The sequence below is a fragment of the Nereida sp. NH-UV-3 genome (assembly GCF_042939535.1).
GTDB classification, from domain to species: Bacteria; Pseudomonadota; Alphaproteobacteria; order Rhodobacterales; family Rhodobacteraceae; genus Nereida; species Nereida ignava.
In genome coordinates this window covers 255,458-275,907 of sequence record NZ_CP132157.1, presented here as the reverse complement: position 1 = coordinate 275,907, position 20,450 = coordinate 255,458, and the positions used below count along the sequence as shown (strand labels likewise).

21 protein-coding genes are annotated in these 20,450 nt (G+C 53.3%); 8 read left to right on the top strand and 13 right to left on the bottom strand.

Annotation, left to right across the window (positions count from 1 at the left end; all coding sequences use genetic code 11):
* Positions 1 to 69: 69 nt before the first annotated feature.
* The 7 genes from modC to NeNHUV3_RS01310 form a co-directional block, all read right to left on the bottom strand.
* The gene (modC, locus tag NeNHUV3_RS01340) at positions 70 to 1,149 is read right to left on the bottom strand and encodes a molybdenum ABC transporter ATP-binding protein (RefSeq protein ID WP_391482005.1); all 1,080 of its coding nucleotides are present in this window, start codon (positions 1,147 to 1,149) and stop codon (positions 70 to 72) included.
* The gene (gene modB, locus NeNHUV3_RS01335) at positions 1,149 to 1,835 is read right to left on the bottom strand and encodes a molybdate ABC transporter permease subunit (protein WP_391483157.1); all 687 of its coding nucleotides are present in this window, start codon (positions 1,833 to 1,835) and stop codon (positions 1,149 to 1,151) included. The genes modC and modB overlap by 1 nt, the downstream gene beginning before the upstream one ends.
* On the bottom strand, positions 1,835 to 2,578 hold the full coding sequence (gene modA, locus NeNHUV3_RS01330; RefSeq protein ID WP_391482004.1) for a molybdate ABC transporter substrate-binding protein: 744 nt from the start codon (positions 2,576 to 2,578) through the stop codon (positions 1,835 to 1,837). Before modA ends, modB begins: the two co-directional genes overlap by 1 nt.
* Positions 2,579 to 2,624: 46 nt before the next feature.
* Positions 2,625 to 4,109, bottom strand: coding sequence for a glycerol kinase GlpK (gene glpK, locus NeNHUV3_RS01325; protein ID WP_391482003.1), 1,485 nt, complete (start codon positions 4,107 to 4,109; stop codon positions 2,625 to 2,627).
* Positions 4,110 to 4,178: 69 nt separating this feature from the next.
* Positions 4,179 to 5,729: a glycerol-3-phosphate dehydrogenase gene (gene glpD, locus NeNHUV3_RS01320; protein ID WP_391482002.1), complete on the bottom strand. Its 1,551-nt coding sequence runs from the start codon at positions 5,727 to 5,729 to the stop codon at positions 4,179 to 4,181.
* A gap of 64 nt (positions 5,730 to 5,793) precedes the next feature.
* The gene (locus NeNHUV3_RS01315) at positions 5,794 to 6,516 is read right to left on the bottom strand and encodes an RlmE family RNA methyltransferase (protein ID WP_048597471.1); all 723 of its coding nucleotides are present in this window, start codon (positions 6,514 to 6,516) and stop codon (positions 5,794 to 5,796) included.
* Positions 6,509 to 7,618, bottom strand: coding sequence for a Ppx/GppA phosphatase family protein (locus NeNHUV3_RS01310; RefSeq protein WP_391482000.1), 1,110 nt, complete (start codon positions 7,616 to 7,618; stop codon positions 6,509 to 6,511). Before NeNHUV3_RS01310 ends, NeNHUV3_RS01315 begins: the two co-directional genes overlap by 8 nt.
* A gap of 240 nt (positions 7,619 to 7,858) precedes the next feature.
* On the opposite strand from NeNHUV3_RS01310, the gene NeNHUV3_RS01305 reads away from it, so the two are divergent.
* The 5 genes from NeNHUV3_RS01305 (at position 7,859) to NeNHUV3_RS01285 (ending at position 12,909) form a co-directional block, all read left to right on the top strand.
* A complete protein-coding gene (locus NeNHUV3_RS01305) occupies positions 7,859 to 8,197 on the top strand; it encodes a virulence factor (RefSeq protein ID WP_391481998.1) in 339 nt (112 codons plus the stop codon).
* Between the two features lie 29 nt (positions 8,198 to 8,226).
* Positions 8,227 to 9,162, top strand: coding sequence for a methylenetetrahydrofolate reductase (locus tag NeNHUV3_RS01300; RefSeq protein ID WP_391481996.1), 936 nt, complete (start codon positions 8,227 to 8,229; stop codon positions 9,160 to 9,162).
* A 2-nt stretch (positions 9,163 to 9,164) separates the two neighbouring features.
* The gene (locus NeNHUV3_RS01295; protein WP_391481994.1) at positions 9,165 to 10,235 is read left to right on the top strand and encodes a methyltetrahydrofolate cobalamin methyltransferase; all 1,071 of its coding nucleotides are present in this window, start codon (positions 9,165 to 9,167) and stop codon (positions 10,233 to 10,235) included.
* Positions 10,236 to 10,285: 50 nt separating this feature from the next.
* A complete protein-coding gene (locus NeNHUV3_RS01290; protein ID WP_391481992.1) occupies positions 10,286 to 12,322 on the top strand; it encodes an ASKHA domain-containing protein in 2,037 nt (678 codons plus the stop codon).
* A gap of 116 nt (positions 12,323 to 12,438) precedes the next feature.
* Positions 12,439 to 12,909, top strand: coding sequence for an acyl-CoA thioesterase (locus tag NeNHUV3_RS01285; protein ID WP_391481991.1), 471 nt, complete (start codon positions 12,439 to 12,441; stop codon positions 12,907 to 12,909).
* Here the strand turns inward: NeNHUV3_RS01285 and pgi are convergent.
* The 6 genes from pgi to NeNHUV3_RS01255 form a co-directional block, all read right to left on the bottom strand.
* Positions 12,906 to 14,504 carry a glucose-6-phosphate isomerase gene (pgi, locus tag NeNHUV3_RS01280; RefSeq protein WP_391481989.1) on the bottom strand — a complete coding sequence of 533 codons (1,599 nt, stop codon included), beginning with the start codon at positions 14,502 to 14,504 and terminating at the stop codon, positions 12,906 to 12,908. The two genes, NeNHUV3_RS01285 and pgi, sit on opposite strands and share 4 nt — an antisense overlap.
* A 15-nt stretch (positions 14,505 to 14,519) precedes the next feature.
* Complete coding sequence (pgl, locus tag NeNHUV3_RS01275; protein WP_391481987.1) at positions 14,520 to 15,197, bottom strand: 6-phosphogluconolactonase; 678 nt, start codon at positions 15,195 to 15,197, stop codon at positions 14,520 to 14,522.
* A gap of 3 nt (positions 15,198 to 15,200) precedes the next feature.
* A complete protein-coding gene (gene zwf, locus NeNHUV3_RS01270) occupies positions 15,201 to 16,655 on the bottom strand; it encodes a glucose-6-phosphate dehydrogenase (protein ID WP_391481985.1) in 1,455 nt (484 codons plus the stop codon).
* A gap of 81 nt (positions 16,656 to 16,736) precedes the next feature.
* Positions 16,737 to 17,321: an HNH endonuclease gene (locus NeNHUV3_RS01265; protein WP_048597461.1), complete on the bottom strand. Its 585-nt coding sequence runs from the start codon at positions 17,319 to 17,321 to the stop codon at positions 16,737 to 16,739.
* Between the two features lie 250 nt (positions 17,322 to 17,571).
* Entirely contained in the window at positions 17,572 to 18,150 is a 579-nt protein-coding gene (locus NeNHUV3_RS01260) for a YceI family protein (RefSeq protein ID WP_391481984.1), read from the bottom strand.
* Between the two features lie 151 nt (positions 18,151 to 18,301).
* Positions 18,302 to 18,841 (bottom strand): hypothetical protein, encoded by a 540-nt coding sequence (locus NeNHUV3_RS01255; RefSeq protein WP_391481982.1) that lies wholly within the window; start codon positions 18,839 to 18,841, stop codon positions 18,302 to 18,304.
* 242 nt (positions 18,842 to 19,083) lie between these two features.
* On the opposite strand from NeNHUV3_RS01255, the gene rpsF reads away from it, so the two are divergent.
* From rpsF to rplI, 3 genes are read left to right on the top strand one after another with little or no spacing between them, the layout of a single operon-like run.
* Positions 19,084 to 19,440, top strand: a complete 357-nt coding sequence (gene rpsF / locus NeNHUV3_RS01250) for a 30S ribosomal protein S6 (protein WP_048597458.1) — start codon at positions 19,084 to 19,086, stop codon at positions 19,438 to 19,440.
* 14 nt (positions 19,441 to 19,454) lie between these two features.
* Complete coding sequence (gene rpsR, locus NeNHUV3_RS01245) at positions 19,455 to 19,682, top strand: 30S ribosomal protein S18 (RefSeq protein WP_036700444.1); 228 nt, start codon at positions 19,455 to 19,457, stop codon at positions 19,680 to 19,682.
* Positions 19,683 to 19,693: 11 nt separating this feature from the next.
* A complete protein-coding gene (gene rplI / locus NeNHUV3_RS01240; RefSeq protein ID WP_391481980.1) occupies positions 19,694 to 20,311 on the top strand; it encodes a 50S ribosomal protein L9 in 618 nt (205 codons plus the stop codon).
* Positions 20,312 to 20,450 lie beyond the last annotated feature (139 nt).

Genomic DNA, 20,450 nt, shown 5'->3' with positions numbered 1-20,450 from the left:
CATCAAATGCGGTGCCCCAGACCATAAATGAATAAAATTTGAGGAACTATATGTCTATAAACACGGTGACTATGAGATTTGGGGGTCAGTCAAAGACAGAGACTTAACGACCAACCAACACGCCGCGCCCACCTCAAGTGCGAGGGCTTGCAATGATCGGTTTGTCACAAAAGCCAGGATGTGATCACTGCCACATTTTAGGTCAACCACACCGCCGCGCGCGCCTGCGGGCGTGATACTAACGATGGATCCATGCCAAATATTGAGCGCGCTTAACCCAATCGGTTTTTCACGCGAAATCATCACGTCTTTTGCAAGGACCCGTATACGCACATCCGCGCCGACTTTAGTCTCAATTTGGGCCAACATCGCGGACCCTGCGGATGTAGCAATCTCGGTGATGCCATCAGGATGATGCGCAACGACGTGACCATTAATAACAGCACCGGTTTGAGACGGGCCAAAGAACTGTGACAGTTCAGGATTGGCCAAGACAGCAGCCAGCGCTCCCTGCTTCACCACGCGGCCTTCATCAATCAAGGCAACATCATCAGCAAGTCGGACAACATCGTTCAAATCGTGACTTATAAGGATCATCGGCAAAGAAAGCTCGCGTTTAAGGCGCAGCAGGTACGGAATAATTTCTTCCCTTCTTGCTTGATCAACTGCGGCAAGCGGCTCGTCCAAAAGCAGGGCACGAGGCTGAGATAAAATTGCCCTACCAATGGCAACGCGCTGTGCCTCGCCACCGGATAACGTTGCAGGCCGCTGGTGCAAGACGCGTTCAAGGCCTAGCAGATCAACTACCTCTTCAAACGCGCCATTAAGTTTTTTTGCGCGACCAAACTGTTCAGCATAGCGAAGATTTCCATCAACGGTCATATGCGGAAACAAACGCGCGTCTTGGTAGATCACCCCAAGCCGCCTGCGGTGCGTTGGAACACAAATTGACTGCCTTGTGTCTAACAGTGTTTCGCCCGCCACACTCAAGACAGCGAACTGTGGTGCAAAGCTCCCCTCAAGCGCTTTGATCAGCGACGTTTTGCCAGCGCCGGACGGTCCAAAAAGCGCCAGAACGCGGGCATCCGAGCGAACGTGCACATCAAGACTGGCCGCGTTGAATTGATGCCGTACCCGCAGATCAAACATCACAAGCCACGCTTTCTCATCCAGCGTCCGAGCAGCTCACCGGCCGTGAGTGCGACGACAGACAATAGAACTGATATTCCGGCCAACCACATGACTACGGACTCACCATTCGGGATTTGTAAGAAGTTGTAGATTGCCGACGGGATGGTTTGAGTTTGGCCCGGGATGCTTGCAACAAATGTTATTGTGGCACCAAATTCACCAAGTGCCTTGGCAAATCCAAGTATGGCGCCAGCCAATATGCCGGGTGCGATCAGGGGCAATGTGATTGTAAGAAAACATATTATTTTTGAAGCCCCTAGGCTGGCTGCCGCCGCCTCCAAGCCTTTATCCGATGCGTCAAGCACTTGCTGGATTGCACGGACCATAAGGGGAAACCCCATGATCGCCGCCGCCAGCACTGCGCCGGTCCAGCGAAAAGCGAAAACAATCCCCAAGTCCGCGAGGAGTGAACCGACATAACCGTTTGAGCCAAACATCAAAAGCAACGCGTAGCCCGTCACAACCGGAGGTAAAACAAGGGGAAGGTAGACAACAACAGTCAACAAGCCCCTGCCCCAAAAGACCACACGCGTGAGTAGATATGCCACAAGAACGGCCACCGGCAACGCACAAACGGTCGCAACGCTAGCTACTTTTAGAGACAGCCAGACGGCCTGCCAAACCTGCGGCGAGACCTCGGCCATCATGGCGCCTCAAATCCCATATCTAACAGTATTCTCTGCGTTTCAGTCCGAGAAAGAAAATCCACAAAATCGCTACCCGCTTGCGTCAAAGCCAAGGCCGGATACTCAATAGGATCGTGCAAGTTTTCATCAAACAAAGCGACTTCATAAACACCCTTGGTGATACTTAATGCATCCGTCAAGTAAACAATCCCAAGAGGCACTTCGCCACGTCTGACGAAATTCAGCACGCCCTGCACACTAGATGCCTCAACAAGTGTATCTTGCACATCATCCCATATACTTAGCCGCTCAAGCGCTTGCCGCGCATAAATTCCGGCGGGCACAGCTTGGGTTAACCCTACCGCTAATCGCCCCCCCCGAAGCGCCGCGTTCCAGTGCTGCGGGTCGTTCAGCTCAAATGAACCACGCTCCGTCGCACTTATCAAAACCAACCGGTTCTTTGCGACTATTGCTCTTGCTTGGACGACAAGGCTTTCGTCGCTTTGAAGCACATCGGCCCAAACAATATTTGCAGACACAAACACATCGGCCTGTGCGCCTTGCTGAATTTGTCGAACGTTTGTGGCCGTGCCAGCAAACGACACAGAGACACGCCCCCCCGTCTCAGTCTCATATAGCGGGACGAGTTTATCAAAAACGGGCTTGAGGCTTGATGCGGCAAATACGGTGATCTGATCGGCACGCAGCGATGTCGCAACGCTGATAAAAACACACACTGCTATGCAAAAGGCTCTGATCATTGGCGCACCGTAGTGTTCAACAACTGGCAGGCCAAGCAGAAACAGCTTAGCTCAATGTCCGGCGAACGGCGTCTTTCCATCCCGCATATTTCTGCGATCTATCATCATCAGTCATTTTTGGCTCAAACCGACGATCAAGCGCCCAATTGTCAGCAAATCCTGCTTGGTCCGGATAAATGCCAGCCTGCATTCCCGCAAGCCAAGCCGCACCAAGTGCTGTGGTTTCCAAAACCTCGGGCCGGTCAACTTGCGCCCCAATGATGTCCGCCAAAAACTGCATGGTCCAGTCTGAGGCGCTCATTCCGCCATCAACCCGCAAAACGGCCGCCTCTGCACCGCCGCTCCAATCTGCAGTCATAGCTTCAAGCAGATCACGCGTCTGAAAACCCACACTTTCAAGGGCGGCGCGTGCAAACTCTGCCGGTCCCGACCCACGGGTCAAACCGAAAATTGCGCCACGGCAATCCGCATCCCAATACGGCGCCCCAAGTCCGGTGAACGCGGGCACAAGATAAAGCGGCTGCGTTTCATCTGCTGCCTCAGCCAAAGCTTGTGTTTCACTTGCCTCACGTATCATTTTGGCACCGTCACGCATCCATTGAACAACGGCGCCAGCGATAAATATAGACCCTTCAAGGGCGTATGTCGGGGTTCCATCAAGCTGATACGCAATCGTGCTCAAAAGTCGGTTTTCACTGCGGACAAGTGTCTCGCCCGTGTTCAAAAGCGCAAAGCAGCCAGTACCATACGTCGACTTAAGCATACCGGGTTTGAAACAAGCCTGCCCGATTGTAGCCGCTTGTTGATCTCCAGCAACTCCAAGAATTGGAAGGGGTTTTCCAAACAAATCGGCGCGCGTGTCTCCGAAATGCCCCGCACTGTCCTTGACGACAGGCAGCATGTCCATCGGGATATCAAGCAGCGAACAGATGTCCGCGTCCCACTGTCCGTTGCGAATGTCATAAAGCATGGTGCGAGCAGCATTTGTGGCGTCTGTTACATGGGACGCACCGCCTGTCAGGTTCCAGATGATAAAGCTATCAACAGTCCCAAACAGCAAGTTACCATTTTTGGCCGCCTGACGCGCACCCTCATTTTCGTCCAATATCCATTTCAGTTTTGTGGCACTAAAATAGGGATCAAGCAGCAATCCCGTTCGCTCGGTAATGAGTGCTTCATGCCCATCGGCCTTCAGAGCCTGACAAAGCGCAGATGTCCGGCGGTCCTGCCAGACAATTGCATTTCCAAGCGGCTGGCCTGTCTCTTTATCCCAAACCACTGTTGTTTCGCGCTGATTTGTGATGCCGATCGCGACAATATCATCTGCGGATATATCAGCCTTTTCCATGACCGAACGGCAAACCGCAGCAGTACTGGACCACAGATCCGTAGGGTCATGTTCAACCCAGCCAGAGTGCGGGAAATGCTGAGGGAATTCTTCTTGGGCTGTGGCTTGGCGCTGCATATTTTCGTCAAACAGGATAGCACGACTTGACGTGGTACCCTGATCAATTGCCATAATATATCGCATGCTACGCTCTCCCTTTTATCCGCTTTTCGACGCTAATGAGACACCTGTCCGCCCCATAAAACAACATAATTACAGCTGGTTATCTACAAACCACGCATCAATTGCGGACACTTGTTCAGCACTTAATCGCAGACCCAGCTTCGTGCGCCGCCAAACGGCATCCTCAGCACATGTTGCAAACTCAGCGTCTCGCATCCAGCGCAATTCGGCCTCTGTCAACGTTGCCCCAAAATCGGTGCCTAAATCATCAATCGTTTTGGCATCACCCAAAACATCCCGCGCTTCGGTTCCGTAGGCGCGGATCATTCGCAGTGCCCAACGATCATCCAAGAACGGATATGCAGCCTGCAAATCTGTCACCAAATCTTGCACGCCATTTACGGGAAAGTCCCCCCCAGGCATCGGAACACCTGCGGTCCAATCGCCACTCATCTTAGGGAAAATATCTGTTAGCTTGGCCAAAGCGTGTTTAGCCAGTTTCCGGTAGGTCGTAATTTTCCCGCCGAAAATGTTCAAAACAGGGGCGGCCGTTTCGTCAAGGCTCAGGACATAATCACGGGTCGCGGCCGTGGCGCTTGTCGCGCCGTCATCATAAAGCGGCCGAACACCGGCATATGTCCACACGACGTCTTCTTTGGTGATGTCCTGCTTTACATAGCCGTTCACAAAATTGATCAGATAGTCGCGTTCTTCATCACTGATCTGCGGACGGGTGTCCGCATTGTCATGGTCCGCGTCCGTTGTGCCGATCAAAGTGAAGTCAGTTTCATAGGGGATGGCAAAGATAATGCGGCCATCTTCACCTTGGAAAAAGTAGCATTTATCGTGATCAAACAACCGCTTGGTGACAATATGCGAGCCGCGGACAAGGCGTACACCTTCTGTCGTGTTTTGCCGAATTGTCCCGCGTATAATATCTTCAACCCACGGGCCGCCAGCGTTCACAAGACATTTGGCGTGATACACCTGTCCACCCTCAACGGTAACTTTCCAATGATCGTCAAAACGATCCGCAGAAAGGACTTTGGTGCGCGGCATAATGTTGGCGCCGCGTGCTTGGGCATCACGGGCGTTCAGGATCACGAGACGGCTGTCTTCAACCCAGCAATCGCTGTACTCAAACGCTTTGGCAAAACGGTCATCAAGTGGCGCACCAACAGGGTCCGTCTTTAAATTAACAGTTTTCGTAGCAGGCAAAAGTTTTCGACCACCCATGTTATCATAAAGAAATAGTCCAACACGGATCAGCCAAGACGGTCTTCGCCCCTTCATCCACGGCATCACGAAACTGAGCAGCTTAGACGTGGGGGTATTGCCTTCAAAACGCATGTCACGGTGAAACGGCAGCACAAAACGCATGGGCCAAGAGATATGCGGCATCGCACTTAGCAAGATTTCACGCTCGATCAGTGCTTCTTTTACCAAGCGAAATTCGAAGAACTCCAGGTACCGCAGCCCGCCATGGAACAGTTTGGTCGATGAGGACGATGTGGCCCATCCAAGGTCATTCATCTCCGCAAGCGCCACGTTAAGCCCGCGCCCTTGGGCATCACGCGCAATGCCGCAGCCATTCACGCCACCGCCAATAATAAACAAATCGTAAAGTGTATCGTCAGCCAAGGTACCACTCCTACCCCTTGAATGAGAGCGCTAACAAACTGTGCAGACGCCCGCAAGTGTGAGCCTAATGCGCACCGCCTCTGAAGCCCGTCGCCACAACAAATTTCTCTGAACTATCGGAACGTGACGCAGGCGGTTTCACATTGTGAACCTTCGTGAATTGCTGCTTCAACAATTTCTGCAGATCACCCTCCGCACCACCGGCAAGCACTTTGGCGACAAACGTCCCTCCCTCATCAAGCACATCGAACGCAAAATAAGCAGCCGCTTCGCACAGCGCCATAATACGTAGGTGGTCCGTCTGTTTGTGACCGGAACTGGACGCCGCCATATCGGACATAACCACGTCCGCCTGCCCGCCAAGCCAACCTTTGACTTTGTCATCGGCACCGTCTTCAAGAAAATCCAGAACGTGCAACTCGCAGCCTGCGATCGGCTCTACTTGTTGCAAATCAATCCCCAGAATTGTGCCTTGGCGTTTGCCGGCGCGATCTCCCATGGCGTTAACCCGTTTGGTCGCGACCTGACACCACCCACCAGGCGCACAGCCCAAATCAACGACGCGTGCGCCCGGAACCAAAAACCGGAATTTATCATCAAGTTCCAGTATTTTATATGCGGCACGTCCACGATATCCATCCGCCTGGGCACGCTTTACATAAGGATCGTTAAGTTGGCGCTGCAACCAAAGCGTTGAAGACATCCGACGCCCGCGCGCTGATTTGACTTTTACTTTCAGGTCCCGCTGTCCGCGTCCTGACGTGTTTTCACCGGGTTTTTTAACCATAAGTCACGTCCTCCAGAACGCCATCTTGAGACATCTGTGCATAAAGCAACCCTTCGCGCAAACCACGGTCCGCAACAGACAACCGGTCCGTTGGCCACGAGCGCAACAAGGCCTGCAAAATCGCCGAGCCGGACATGATCAGAGCGTGCCGATCACGGCCAATGCGCGGGTCATTGCGGCGACCCTCTGGCCCCATTGAAAGGTAGTCTCGTATCACAGCATCAATTTCATCAGACGTCATTCGCATGCCATCCACTTTCGAGCGGTCATAACGCCGCAATCCCAAATGTGAAGCGGCGACTGTAGTTACAGTGCCGCTGGTGCCAATAATCTGAAACCCTTCGCGGGACTGTTCTTCGGCATAAGGCGCAAACGGCGCAAGATTTTCCTCAAAAAACCATGACATAAGCGCAAAACATGCCGCATCATCGGCCACATCGCTGAATTGCTCACGCAGCGTCGCGACACCTAAAGGCACGGAGATCCAGTCAACAACACGGGCACCGCCTGCAAATTCAAACCCCTGATGCAGCGCCATAATGGCTTGGGCGCGGGAATTGGGCTCAACTTGTGACAAATCGATCCAAACCAATTCCGTCGAACCACCGCCGATATCAACCACCAAAAGCTGTTCCGTTCTGCGCGACACAAGCGGCGCACAGGAGATAACCGCCAAGCGGGCCTCTTCCTCAGGCGCAATAATATCAAGGCTAAGTCCCGTTTCACGTTTGATGTAGCGGATGAAATCCTGTGCATTACCTGCGCGTCTACACGCTTCGGTGGCGACAAGCTTCATCCGCTTGACTCCATGCTTCTTCAGCTTTTGCTTACAGATACGCATCGCTTGCACCGTACGCGCCATGGACGCGCGGCTTAGCTTTCCGCTGCTCTCGAGCCCCACCCCAAGCTGGACGGATTTCGAGAAACTATCCACAATGCGGAATTGAGCGCCCTCGGGGCGCGCAATCAGCATGCGGCAACTGTTCGTGCCCAGATCAAGTGCCGCATAAAGCGGCGCTTTGTCCGAGCCTTTTCTTCGAGGCGCGGGTCGTTCTACCAATTTCGGGACCGCGGCCGCACCAGAGGGACGCAGTGGCGTCATCATAAACGCCTTTCATATCAAGTTACCTTCATCATAAACCCGCATCCCGCCCCGCGCAAGAATTGCCTGCATAAAGATGATGTATAATTCTCAACGGTACTGCCCTCGCAGAGGTGTTGGTGAGCGGATATGTAAATTGAATGAAAGTCGCATGGCGCGCACATCATGTCGAAAACAAGCGTCGTTTTTTGAGCGCGCTGCGCGAGTGTCACGTAACAGCTTAACGGAAGGCGGAATCACATGGCCGAAGTCACAATCGTTTATTGGCGCGACATGCCTGCACAGGTTATCGTTGGTAAAGGCCGGCGCGGCACAAAACTGCCTTTGCCCGAACGGTTCGAGCAAGCCATTGACCGGGCAGCGATGAAATCTGGTGCGGCGGAAAGTGATGACTATTTGGCCGAATGGCACAAAGCGCCCCCCTACACCGTTGAAGGCGCAGATGCAGACGTGGCAGAGGCCGAAGTTGCACGCATTGATGCGGAATACGACCAAGCACGCCTAAAGCAGCTTATCGATGCAGATGGCTGGGCATCCGCGCATGACGCCGCCCAAAATACCGCGCAAGCGGCCCAGTAGACGCAGCCCAGTTAGACGGAGACACCGCAATGGCCCTTTTGAACTTTGGACGCAAAGAAGCGTTGGCACCCGCCCCCGTCAATCCGGTTCTGGAAAGTTTCCTTCAAGACTTCTCAATCGAAGTCATGCCGCGCACAGCTGAGAAAATCGAAGATTTTCGCGCATTGCTGCCGCAAAAAACACGAGTTTATATCGCACACATTGAAGGCACGCCCATCGAGGATATGGTTGCCACCGCCGCGCGTCTGAACGGCCAAGGTTTTGATGTCATGCCACATTTTCCTGCGCGCATCATCAAAGATACCGCCACTCTCAAAGACTGGATCGCGCGTTACCAGGGTGAAGCGAATGTGGACCAAGCGCTTTTGCTTGCCGGCGGCGTCACCACACCACACGGCGATTTTGACAGTTCAATGCAGCTTCTTGAAACAGGTGCATTTGGCGAGGCTGGCTTTAAGCGCCTTCACGTAGCGGGCCACCCTGAGGGCAACAAAGACATTGACCCCGACGGCAGCATGAAAAACGTCACGCAAGCCCTTGAATGGAAGCAAAAGTTTTCTGAAAGCTCTGACGCCGAAATGGCTCTTGCCACGCAGTTCTGCTTTGAAGCAAAGCCTGTGATCGCATGGGCAAATGATCTGGCTGAGGCTGGCATCAACATCCCGATCCACATTGGCGTGGCGGGGCCTGCAAAGCTGCAGACATTGATCAAATTCTCTATCGCCTGCGGTGTGGGCGCGTCTTTGCGGGTGCTTCAAAAACGCGCCAAAGATGTAACCAAGCTGCTGCTGCCGTTCGAGCCAACAGAATTTCTGACTGCACTGGCCGAACACAAAGCCGCAAACCCGAATTTCAACATCACACACGTCCACTTCTTCCCGCTGGGCGGCATCAAAACAAACGCAACATGGGTCACCGAAAATGGTGGCGCAGCTGGCACACCTGCCCTTAACGCACAGGACTAAAAATGACCCGTACAGTAATTGAATCAAAGACCAAGACAGCGATTATCGGGTTTGACGAGCCGTTCTGCGTGATCGGTGAGCGCATCAATCCAACGGGTCGTAAGAAGCTGGCCGAGGAGTTGGAAGCGGGTGATTTTTCACGGGTTGAGGCCGACGCAATTGCGCAGGTTGCTGCGGGTGCCGATATCCTCGATATTAACTCTGGTGCAGTTTTCACCAACAAAATGGCCGAAGACCCCCGCTATGCGGACAACAACTTTGTCGAACCACCTTTGATGCGCGAAATGGTTGAGCGCGTTCAGGCAATCGTCGACGTGCCGCTTTGTATCGACAGCTCTGTTCCGGGCGCGCTTGAAAATGGTCTTGCCGCTGCTGAAGGTCGTCCTCTGCTGAACTCAGTCACGGGTGAGGAAGAACGGCTGGAACTGGTCCTGCCGCTCGTGAAGAAATACAACGTGCCAGTGGTCGCTATTTCGAACGATGATACTGGTATCTCCGAGGACCCCGATGTGCGTTTTGCGGTTGCCAAGAAGATCGTTGAGCGTGCCGCTGACTTCGGCATCCCTGCCCATGACATCGTTGTTGACCCACTCGTGATGCCCGTTGGCGCGATGGGCACTGCTGGCCTGCAGGTTTTCACCCTTGTGCGCCGTTTGCGCGATGAGCTTGGCGTCAACACGACTTGCGGTGCGTCTAACGTAAGTTTCGGCCTTCCAAACCGTCACGGCATCAACAACGCCTTCCTGCCAATGGCAATGACTGCTGGCATGACCTCTGCAATCATGAACCCGATCGCTCTTCCAATTGGGCCCATCAAAATTGCGGAGCGTAAGGAAAAGCTGCTCGAAGCAGGTGTGATTATCCCAGATGATATGGACGATGAAACTTTCGTTAAACTCATGGGTATGGGCAGCACTTTGGCGCGCCCCGGCAAAGAGATGGAGGCCATTCGCGCTGCAAACTTCTTGATGGATCATGACCCGTCTGGCGCTGCATGGATCAATTTTAATAAAGACCCGGATGCCGCCCTCGCTGGTGGGCGTGCAGGTGGACGCCGTCGCCGCCGCGGCTAAACTTAAGTCTCATTGATTGGGTTAATCACTACGATTTCGAGGAACACATAATGTCTGATCCACTCGTTATTTTCACGCCATCAGGTAAGCGCGGCACGTTTCCCGTGGGCACGCCGATCCTGACCGCCGCGCGTCAATTGGGAGTGGACCTCGACTCAGTCTGTGGCGGGCGTGGGATTTGCTCGAAATGTCAGATCACGCCTTCATTTGGTGATTTCCCCAAGCACGGCGTGACCGTCCATCCAGACGCGCTTTCGGAATGGAACAGCGTTGAGCAGCGCTATCACGACAAGCGCGGCTTGGTCGAAGGACGGCGTCTTGGCTGTCAGGCGACAGTTCAAGGCGACATTGTCATCGACGTGCCTGCGACTTCACAAGTACACAAACAAGTTGTTCGTAAAGAGGCATCGACCCGCCCCATTCTTCTTGATCCTGCAACACGGCTCTATCTGGTCAGCGTCGACGAGCCGGATATGCATGAACCTACGGGTGATCTTGAGAGACTAAAGCGTGCCTTAGCAAATCAATGGAATATCAATGATGTAGAGGCCGATCTTAAAGTTCTGCATCAACTGCAAAAAAGTCTGCGCAAGGGCGAGTGGACCGTCACAGTCGCACTGCACCGCCCCGATCACGGACCCCAGCGTGTGATTGATGTTTGGCCCGGGTTTTTCGAGGGCCCTCTTTACGGTCTTGCAATCGATCTTGGCTCCACCACCATCGCTGCACATCTATGTGACCTGACAACCGGTGATGTTCTTACTTCTGCGGGGCTCATGAACCCACAAATCCGCTTTGGCGAAGACCTGATGTCGCGGGTATCCTATGTGATGATGAACCCCGGCGGTGATGTTGAAATGACGAACGCCGTGCGTGCCGCAATCAACGAGTTGACGGAAACTCTTGCAACCCAAGGCGACATTGACCCGAAACACATCGTCGAAACAGTGTTCGTTTGTAACCCTGTGATGCACCACCTGCTCCTTGGCATTGATCCGGTTGAGCTTGGGCAAGCGCCTTTTGCCTTGGCCACTTCAGAAGCGCTTGAGTTGCCGGCGTCTGACCTTGACCTGACGGCAATGCACCGATCAGCGCGGGTTTTCATCTTACCCTGCATCGCGGGCCATGTAGGCGCTGACGCAGCGGCGGTCGCGCTTTCGGAGGCGCCAGATCAATCAGACGAGTTGACCTTGGTCGTTGATGTTGGAACCAACGCAGAGATCCTGCTTGGCAGCAAAGAAAAAGTACTCGCCTGTTCATCGCCCACGGGTCCCGCTTTTGAAGGGGCCCAAATCTCAAGCGGCCAACGCGCAGCGCCGGGTGCGATTGAGCGCATAGAGATTGACCCTACCACAAAAGAGCCGCGCTTCCGTGTTATCGGTTCTGATCTGTGGTCCGACGATTCAGATTTTGCCAGCCAAACAGCCGCGACAGGCATCACGGGTATTTGCGGCTCTGGCATCATCGAAGCCGTTGCGGAAATGCGCATGGCAGGCCTTCTTGACCCCTCTGGCCTGATTGGCTCGGCGGAACAAACAGGCACAGACAGGTGTATCGTCGATGGTCGCACACATAGCTATGTATTGTACGACGGCAGAGCCCATGACGGCCCCGTAATCACGGTAACCCAAGGTGATATTCGCGCGATCCAGCTCGCCAAATCGGCGCTTTATGCAGGTGCGCGGCTTTTAATGGACCAAATGGGCATTGAGACAGTTGACCGCATAACTCTTGCGGGCGCTTTTGGTGCCCACATTAGCCCCAAACACGCGATGGTGCTTGGTATGATCCCTGACGCAGCACTGGATAAAGTGACCTCTGCGGGCAACGCTGCAGGCCATGGCGCGCGCATTGCGCTTTGCAACCGTCAGTCCCGAATTGACATCAGCAAAACCGTCCGCGAGATCGAGAAAGTTGAAACTGCGATTGAGCCAAAGTTCCAAGAGCATTTCGTAAACGCCAACGCCATTCCCCATAAAACGGACCTCTTCCCGACCCTGCGCAGTATTACCAATCTACCTGATGTCAGCTTCAATCAAGGGTCTGGCGGCGGATCAGGTGGCAGAAGGCGGCGGCGCTCGGCGTAGACCTCGATGCTCGAAAGCTGCGCGGCCAAGACGGTATATAGGGCAGCGTTAACGGGCTGGAATAATATCAGGCGATCACGCATGGTAGCCGGACATAAATAACCACCGGTGACCCTGTGACACTTCCTTTCCTTACTCCGCTCAACACCACACAACTACGCTCTGTGGGCATTCCTGAGCCTTGGGCCTTCGGGGTGGCGGATAAAGTCCGCTTTGGCGAGTTAGATGCGCTCGGACACGTAAACAACGTGGCCTATATGAGTTGGTTTGAGGTCGTCCGAATTCATTATTTTCGCAACTATGGCTTGTCAGACTACAAAAGCGCGGACCGTCCCAGATTGGTACTGGCCAACGCTAATGTGACCTACAAAGCCGAAATGCATTTGGGGCAAGACTATATCGCCACTGCGCGGACCGCGCAGTTTGGAAACACCAGCTTCACGATGGAATATGCGGTCTATGGCGACACGCTACACGCCACCGGAAGTGCCGTTATTGTTCAGCTTAATCAAGACAGTACAAAGCGCGCGCTACCGGAGGCCCTTAAAGAAAAGATGGCCCGTTTAGACAGTGCAACACCGCGTTAGCCACGCAACGAATGGACGTATTCGACAAGACCGCGGGTGGAGCTGTCTTTGTTGTCAGCTGATTGATTGCCTTCAACAACTGGCGTCAGACTGACAGCAAGCTCCTTGCCAAGTTCGACACCCCATTGATCGTAAGAATTGATGCCAAGGATCACACCTTCGACAAAAACGCGGTGCTCATAAAGTGCGATAAGCTGCCCCAGAACAAACGGTGTAAGCTTAGGGTAAATCAGTGTCGTAGACGGCTTGTTGCCCTCGAAAACACGGTGCGCAGCTTGGCGTTCAAGTTCAGCGCCTTCAAAGCCTTTCGCTGCCATGAGCCCACGCGCAACATCCATTGAACGGCCAGTCATCAGCGCCTCGGATTGCGCCAAACAGTTCGCCAAAAGTAGCGTATGATGCTCGGTCAGATGTTCTTGATGACCTTGTGCGGCAACAATAAATTCACACGGGACAACAGTACGACCCTGGTGGATCAACTGGTAGAAAGCGTGCTGTCCATTCGTGCCGGGCTCACCCCAAACAACAGGGCCCGTCACAGTTTCAACAGCACTACCATCCATGGCAACTGATTTGCCATTACTCTCCATTTCAAGCTGTTGAAGGTAAGCTGGCAAGCGGCTTAGACGTTGATCATAGGGCAAAACGGCCCGTGTCGGAAAGCCCATACCTTGGTGATGCCAAAGACCAATAAATGCTAACATGACAGGCATATTCTTAGCAAGGTCTGCTGTTTGGAAATGAACATCCATGTCCTGCGCACCGCGCAAGAACTCTTCAAACGCATCGGGGCCAACAGCCAACATCAAAGACAGGCCAATCGGACCCCACATGGAATAGCGCCCGCCCACCCAATCTTCAAAACCGAAAACACGCTCGGAAGGAATGCCAAAAGCGGCAGTTTTTTCGGCTGCTGTCGACACCGCCACAAATTGCGCCGCAGGATCGCGGACAACTGTCTCCATCCATTTGCGGACGGTTGTCGCATTTGTCATTGTTTCGATGGTTGTGAACGTTTTTGACGCGACAATAACAAGTGTCGTTTCAGGATTAAGAAGCGCAAGTTTATCCGCAGCATCAGCACCGTCTACATTTGAGATAAAGTGCGTCCGCGGCCCGTTGTGATAAGGCGCAAGAGCAAGCGTTGCCATCGCTGGTCCAAGGTCTGAGCCCCCAATTCCAATGTTCACCACATCTGTGATGGTACCACCCTGCCCTTTAAAAGCACCCGCCCGGACATCATCGGCAAACTGTTGCATCCGCTTAAGCGTTGCCGTGATCTCGGGCATGACATCATCCCCGTCCACATGAACAGGGCCGCCATCAAGATGACGAAGAGCCGTATGGAGCACAGCACGCCCCTCAGTTTCGTTAATTTTTTCACCAGAAAACATGGCGCTACGGCGTGTAGGCACATCTTTTGCCATATCGACGAGCATGTCCAAATCGGCGGCTTTCAGATGTGTTTTGGAATAGTCAAAAAGTAAATTGCCATGTTTGATCGAGAAATCCTCAAACCGGCTATCTTGCTGGCACAGCTCAAGAATTGAATTTGCGCGCGCCGCATCGGCACGTTGTTTCAGATCATTCCACATGGGCATCAGTCTTTCTTAAGCAGCGCCCGTCCAATGGACAGTTGCATCGTTCAAAACAAGGTTAATCGGCGCGGCTTCAATCAGCTTGCCTGCAGCATTATCAAGTGCGGTGCGCTTTTCGGCGCCCTTGATAACAACATGCGTATGAAGGGCTGATTTCAGCACCGGTCCACTCAATGAAACACGCGGTTCGGTGGCACCACCACCGCGAATAGGCACGACCGGTGCGGCATTGTCATCAAGTGCGGCATCAAGACCGTCAGCGTGCGGGAACAGGCTTGCGGTGTGCATATCTGCCCCCATCCCCAACAGCAGGACCGAGACTGGTAGAGATGCTCCGATCGTATCGTTCACTTTGACAAGACCAACTTCTGGTGTCTCATCGCCCGTAAAAAACGGGATGAATTGTGCCGCGGACGCCTGTCTCACAAGAAGCCGCTCACGGAGAAGCTTGGTATTAGAGCGGTCAGATGTCTCAGGTACCCACCGCTCGTCACTAAGCATCACGCGGACACGCGACCAGTCAAGTTTAACACCACACAATATGTCAAAGACAGGCCCGGGCGTTGTACCGCCAGGAACGGCTAAAGTAGCGGTGTCATGGGTCAGCAGAACCTCTTCGAGATCACCAGCGATCCGATCCGCCAGCGCCATCATCATCAATTCTTCGTCCGCGTATTCGAGAAAATTCATGATCTACCCCTTTATATCGCGCCAGCGGCGACCATCACGGTGCATCAACATCAGCGCGTCTTCTGGCCCGTTTGAGCCGATATCATATGGTTTGGGCACATCGGAACGGGCCTGCCACTTTGCAATCAGAGGATCGGTCCAACTCCAAGCAGCTTCCACTTCGTCACCGCGCATAAAGAGCGTTTGGTTGCCACGGATCACGTCCATAATCAGCCGCTCGTACGCGTCCGGCACATCATCAGCTTCTGGTCCAAGCGCGTCGGCAAACGTCATATCAAGAGGCACATCAACCAGCCGCATGCCACCTGGGCCAGGCTCTTTGATCGTGACGTCAAGTGTCATGCCTTCGTTGGGCTGTAACTGAATCGACAGTTCGTTATGGCGCTGCCCGCCTTCGTCCCCGAAAATACTATGGGGCGGATCTTTGAAGACCACAGTGATCTCGGACGACCGCGCCTTCATCCGCTTACCGGTCCGAAGATAAAACGGTGTGCCAGCCCACCGCCAATTAGACAACTGCAGCTTGAGCGCGATAAAGCTTTCCGTAAAACTTCTTTCGTTTTCAACATCTTGCCGATAGGAGTTCATGTCACCATGAGCGCTATATTGACCACGAACAATATGGTGTGTCTCTACATCATCAAGTGCACGTATGACTTTCAGTTTTTCATCGCGAACCGCATCGGGGTCAAACTTTGACGGCGGCTCCATCGCAATGAGGCAGAGCAATTGCATCAAGTGGTTCTGCACCATATCGCGCATCGCGCCAGACTTATCATAGTAGCCCCCGCGCCCACCAACGCCGACAGTTTCAGCAACAGTAATCTGAATATGATCGATGTACTGGCTGTTCCAAAGCGGCTCAAACAAGATGTTGCCGAAACGGACAGCCATCAGGTTTTGAACAGTTTCTTTGCCCAGATAGTGATCAATACGGTAAATTTGGCTTTCATCAAAGTGTTTAGCCAAATCATGGTTCAGCGCGCGCGCCGTCTCAAGATCACGACCAAAAGGTTTCTCAACGACAATGCGAGAGGCCGCATCGGCTAGCCCAAAACTGGTTAACCGCTCTGCGATATCGGCAAAAAGACCCGGCCCTACGGACAGATAGAACGCCCGAACCACACCACTGCGCATTTGCGCCGCAAGTTCTTTCCAACCACCGTCGCCACGTGCGTCGGTCGTCACATAGTGCAGTTGTAGCAAAAAGTCGGGAAGTTCAGGGCGTGATGAAAGATCATCTCCGCCGAATTCTATAATTGCATCGCGGACAAGTGTCCGAAAGCCATCGCTATCCATTTCTGAGCGCGCAGCACCAATGATACGGGCGTCCGCGGGCATCTGTCCGGCACAAAAGCGGCGGAAAAGACCCGGTAAAATCTTGCGGCGTGCAAGGTCACCAGTCCCGCCGAAAATTACCAAATCAAAATCATCTACGGGTATGACGCGACTGACCATGGGCAAACTTCTCCTTTGAACGCTATGTTAGCGCTAAACTTGAGCCCCTGTTACGATCAAATCCAAAGACTGTCCAGCGTCTCAGGCTTCCAGTTCGGCGTCCCAGTAGAGAAAATCCATCCAACTTTCATGCAAATGGTTCGGCGGAAACTTTCGCCCCATGTTCCGAAGTTGCTCTGATTCAGGCTGCCGCGGCGGTTTGCGAAGGCTCATCCCCAACTGTTTAAGTGAACGCGACCCCTTCTTCAGGTTACATGGGCTGCATGCCGCGACCACATTCGTCCAGCTGGTAATCCCGCCATCGGCGCGCGGCACCACATGATCAAAAGTCAGATCCCCTTTTGAACCACAATACTGACAGGTGAATTCATCGCGCAGAAACAGATTAAACCGTGTAAAAGCAACACGCTTTTGCGGCTTCACATAGTCTTTCAAAACCACCACAGAAGGGATTTTGATTTTCGTCGAGGGCGAGCTGACGTAATCATCATATTCCGCGACAATATCAACCCGCTCAAGCCACGCGGCCTTAATGGCATCCTGCCACGGCCAGAGTGAAAGCGGATAATAGCTAAGCGGGCGATAATCAGCGTTCAGCACAAGGGCTGGATTATGCCGTAAGTTATTGGGTTCCCGTACAAAACTTGTCCTGAACTCGGGTTCCATTGGGTCGTGACCTCCGCATAGGTTTTTCATCGCCCAAAACGGGCAAGTCCGAAACACATGCGGGTGCAAGGTCCCGTCCTAAGCACGACTATATATGGCGTTGGGCATCTGGCAAGCCTCTAGATAGGCCCTGAATGTCGCAGGTCGCAGTGGCCCCTTGTAAAACGAAAAAGCCGCCCCGCGTGTATGCTAAACAAACGCGCGGGACGGCTTTGGGCGGACATCTGTCCGCCACTGTTTTCAGGCTGGATTATTCGGCTTTTTGCGCCTCGATTGAGATTTTCACCTCAACCGCATCGCTGACGGCTGGGGCAAAGTTGCCAACACCGAAGTCAGAGCGCAACAACGTGGTTGTCGCATCAAAACCCAACCAAGGCTTGTTGGCGAACGGGTGCGCGGCAGCCTTGTTCAAAACCGCATTAAGCACAACGGATTTGGTCACTTCGTTCATGGTCAAATCACCTGTGATCTTGGCTGTATCATCGCCCGTCACTTCGATTGCAGTTGATGTAAATGTTACCAAATCACCTTCTTTTGCGCCGAAAAAGTCATCGCTCATGAAGTGGCCTTCGCGCGCTTCCCAGCCGGTGAACATGCTCATGACAGGCATTGAGACGTTGACAGAACTGGACGCAGGCGCGTCGGCGTCAAACATAATCTCGCCTTCAAAGCCAGAGAACATACCGTAAGTTGTTGAAAACCCAAGGTGATCATAGCTGAACAGAACTTGGCTGTGGCTCGCATCAAGTGTGTATTTTTCAGCGGCAGCAAACGCGCTGGTCACAAGGCCAGCAGCCAAAACAGACGAAGTAAGAAGAGTACGGAACATAAAATAGCATCCTTTGGTAAATGTTTCTGGTCACACCACATACGTTGCACCGGTGTTAATCAACTCGCGATCTATCAACATGTCGTGTTCGCAAAAGCACAAACACGTGAAGGTAACAGCAATTGTGCACATCAGTGCACATGGCGCACCACTAACCAATCACCGCGATCAGCCGATGATAAATGGCAAACACTTGGCCTTGGGGCCCTAACACAAGGACCTCTGCCAAAGATGTATCTGTAGGCCGTGCTGCGATACCTGCGCCCTGCTCTGTTCGGACCATTGCAATTTGATCAGCGTTCGTCAGCCGCATAGAGCGGATAATCTTGCCCGAGCCAATTTGACGCCGACGCAAAACTTTTGTGCGAAAATCAAATTCGGTCTGTGTTTGGCCGGTGCTGCGCGCGCCGTAGATCATCAAAGCACCCACCACGACGAAAAGAGCGCAAGCAGCCATCTGAACAGCCCAAAGCGCGCTTGGGATATCATGGCGGTTCATGGCAGCCATCAAAATCCCCGCGCACAACAGCGCCACGCCAACCACAACGGTCGCAAGCTGCCCCAAGACACGCGCATTCACAGGACCGCGCTCTGTGATAATGATACCCCACTCGGTTTCGGTCACATCCAACCGGATATCGACGACGGCTGGATCATGGGAAAAATCTCTGGCTGGACTGCTTATACTCATAAATTTTCTCACCTCGTTATTCCGCCACACAAACCGCAAAGAACGGCAAAAAAGAGGCGCTTCAGCGGCCCTGCCAAGAAAAAGAAAAACTGTTGCGGTCTGCGGGCTTGCGCCATGTGTGTAAGGGCGCTAAACGGCAAGCCTGTCGTCCAACTCGATTGAACCGCGTAACCTCTCGTGGGTGGACGGGCGGCAGTTCATACCACCCTTTGAAGTGCGCCAGAAAATGAATGGAGCAACCCATGCCTTTGTATGAGCATGTGTTCATCGCGCGTCAGGACTTGTCCAACGCGCAAGCTGAATCCCTGATCGAACACTTCGGGACTGTCCTTGCGGACAACGGCGGCAAAGCTGTCGACTCAGAATATTGGGGCGTCAAAACGATGGCCTACAAAATCAACAAAAACCGCAAAGGCCACTACGCCTATTTGCGCTCCGACGCGCCGGCAACGGCCGTTCAGGAGATGGAACGCCTGATGCGTTTGCATGAAGATGTGATGCGTGTGCTGACCATCAAAGTCGATGAGCACGCAGAGCTGCCATCCGTACAAATGCAAAAACGCGAAGAACGTGGCGATCGCCGCGAGCGCCGCAGCTAAGAAAGGGCTAAACCATGGCAACTAAACCATTTTTCCGCCGTCGCAAAGTGTGCCCCTTCTCTGGTGAGAACGCACCCGCGATCGATTACAAAGACACACGTCTTCTGCAGCGCTACATTTCTGAGCGTGGCAAAATCGTGCCGTCCCGCATCACTGCAGTCTCTGCCAAGAAACAACGCGAGTTGGCCCGTGCCATCAAACGCGCCCGTTTCCTCGCTCTGCTGCCATACGCTGTTAAGTAAGGAGAAAGCACATGCAAGTTATCCTTCTCGAACGCGTTGCGAAACTCGGCCAAATGGGCGAAGTCGTCGACGTAAAGCCAGGTTACGCACGTAACTTTTTGCTTCCACAAGGCAAAGCGTTGACTGCTTCAAAAGGCAACATCGCTGGGTTTGAAGCACAAAAAGCACAACTCGAAGCACAGAACCTCGAAACCAAGAAAGAAGCCGATGCAATGGCTGAAAAGCTTGGCGGACAGCAGTTTGTTGTGATTCGCTCTGCATCAGACGCAGGCGCGCTCTACGGTTCCGTGACAACACGCGACGCCGCAGAAGCTGCAACTGCCGAAGGCTTCACGCTTGACCGCAAACAGGTTGCATTGATCGCGCCGATCAAAATTCTCGGCCTGCATGACGTAGCCGTGAAATTGCACCCAGAAGTTGAGTGCACAATCACCATGAACGTTGCACGCTCAACCGAAGAAGCCGAGCTTCAAGCCTCAGGCAAGTCGATCCAAGAATTGGCTGCAGAAGCCGAAGCTGAAGCAGAATTCGAAATTGCGGAACTGTTTGACGATATCGGCTCTGCTGCATCTGACGACGATGATCTTGATGTGGCACCAGCTGCTGCAGATGATGCGGACGACGCTTAAGACTAGGCCTTTTCACTAGATCTAAAAAATTAGAAAGCCGCGCCCGATTGGACGCGGCTTTTTTCTTGGCTAAGATAAAGACGGCACAAAGCGTTAGAATAAGTAGCGGACCATGATCGCCGCCAGCATCACAACGCCC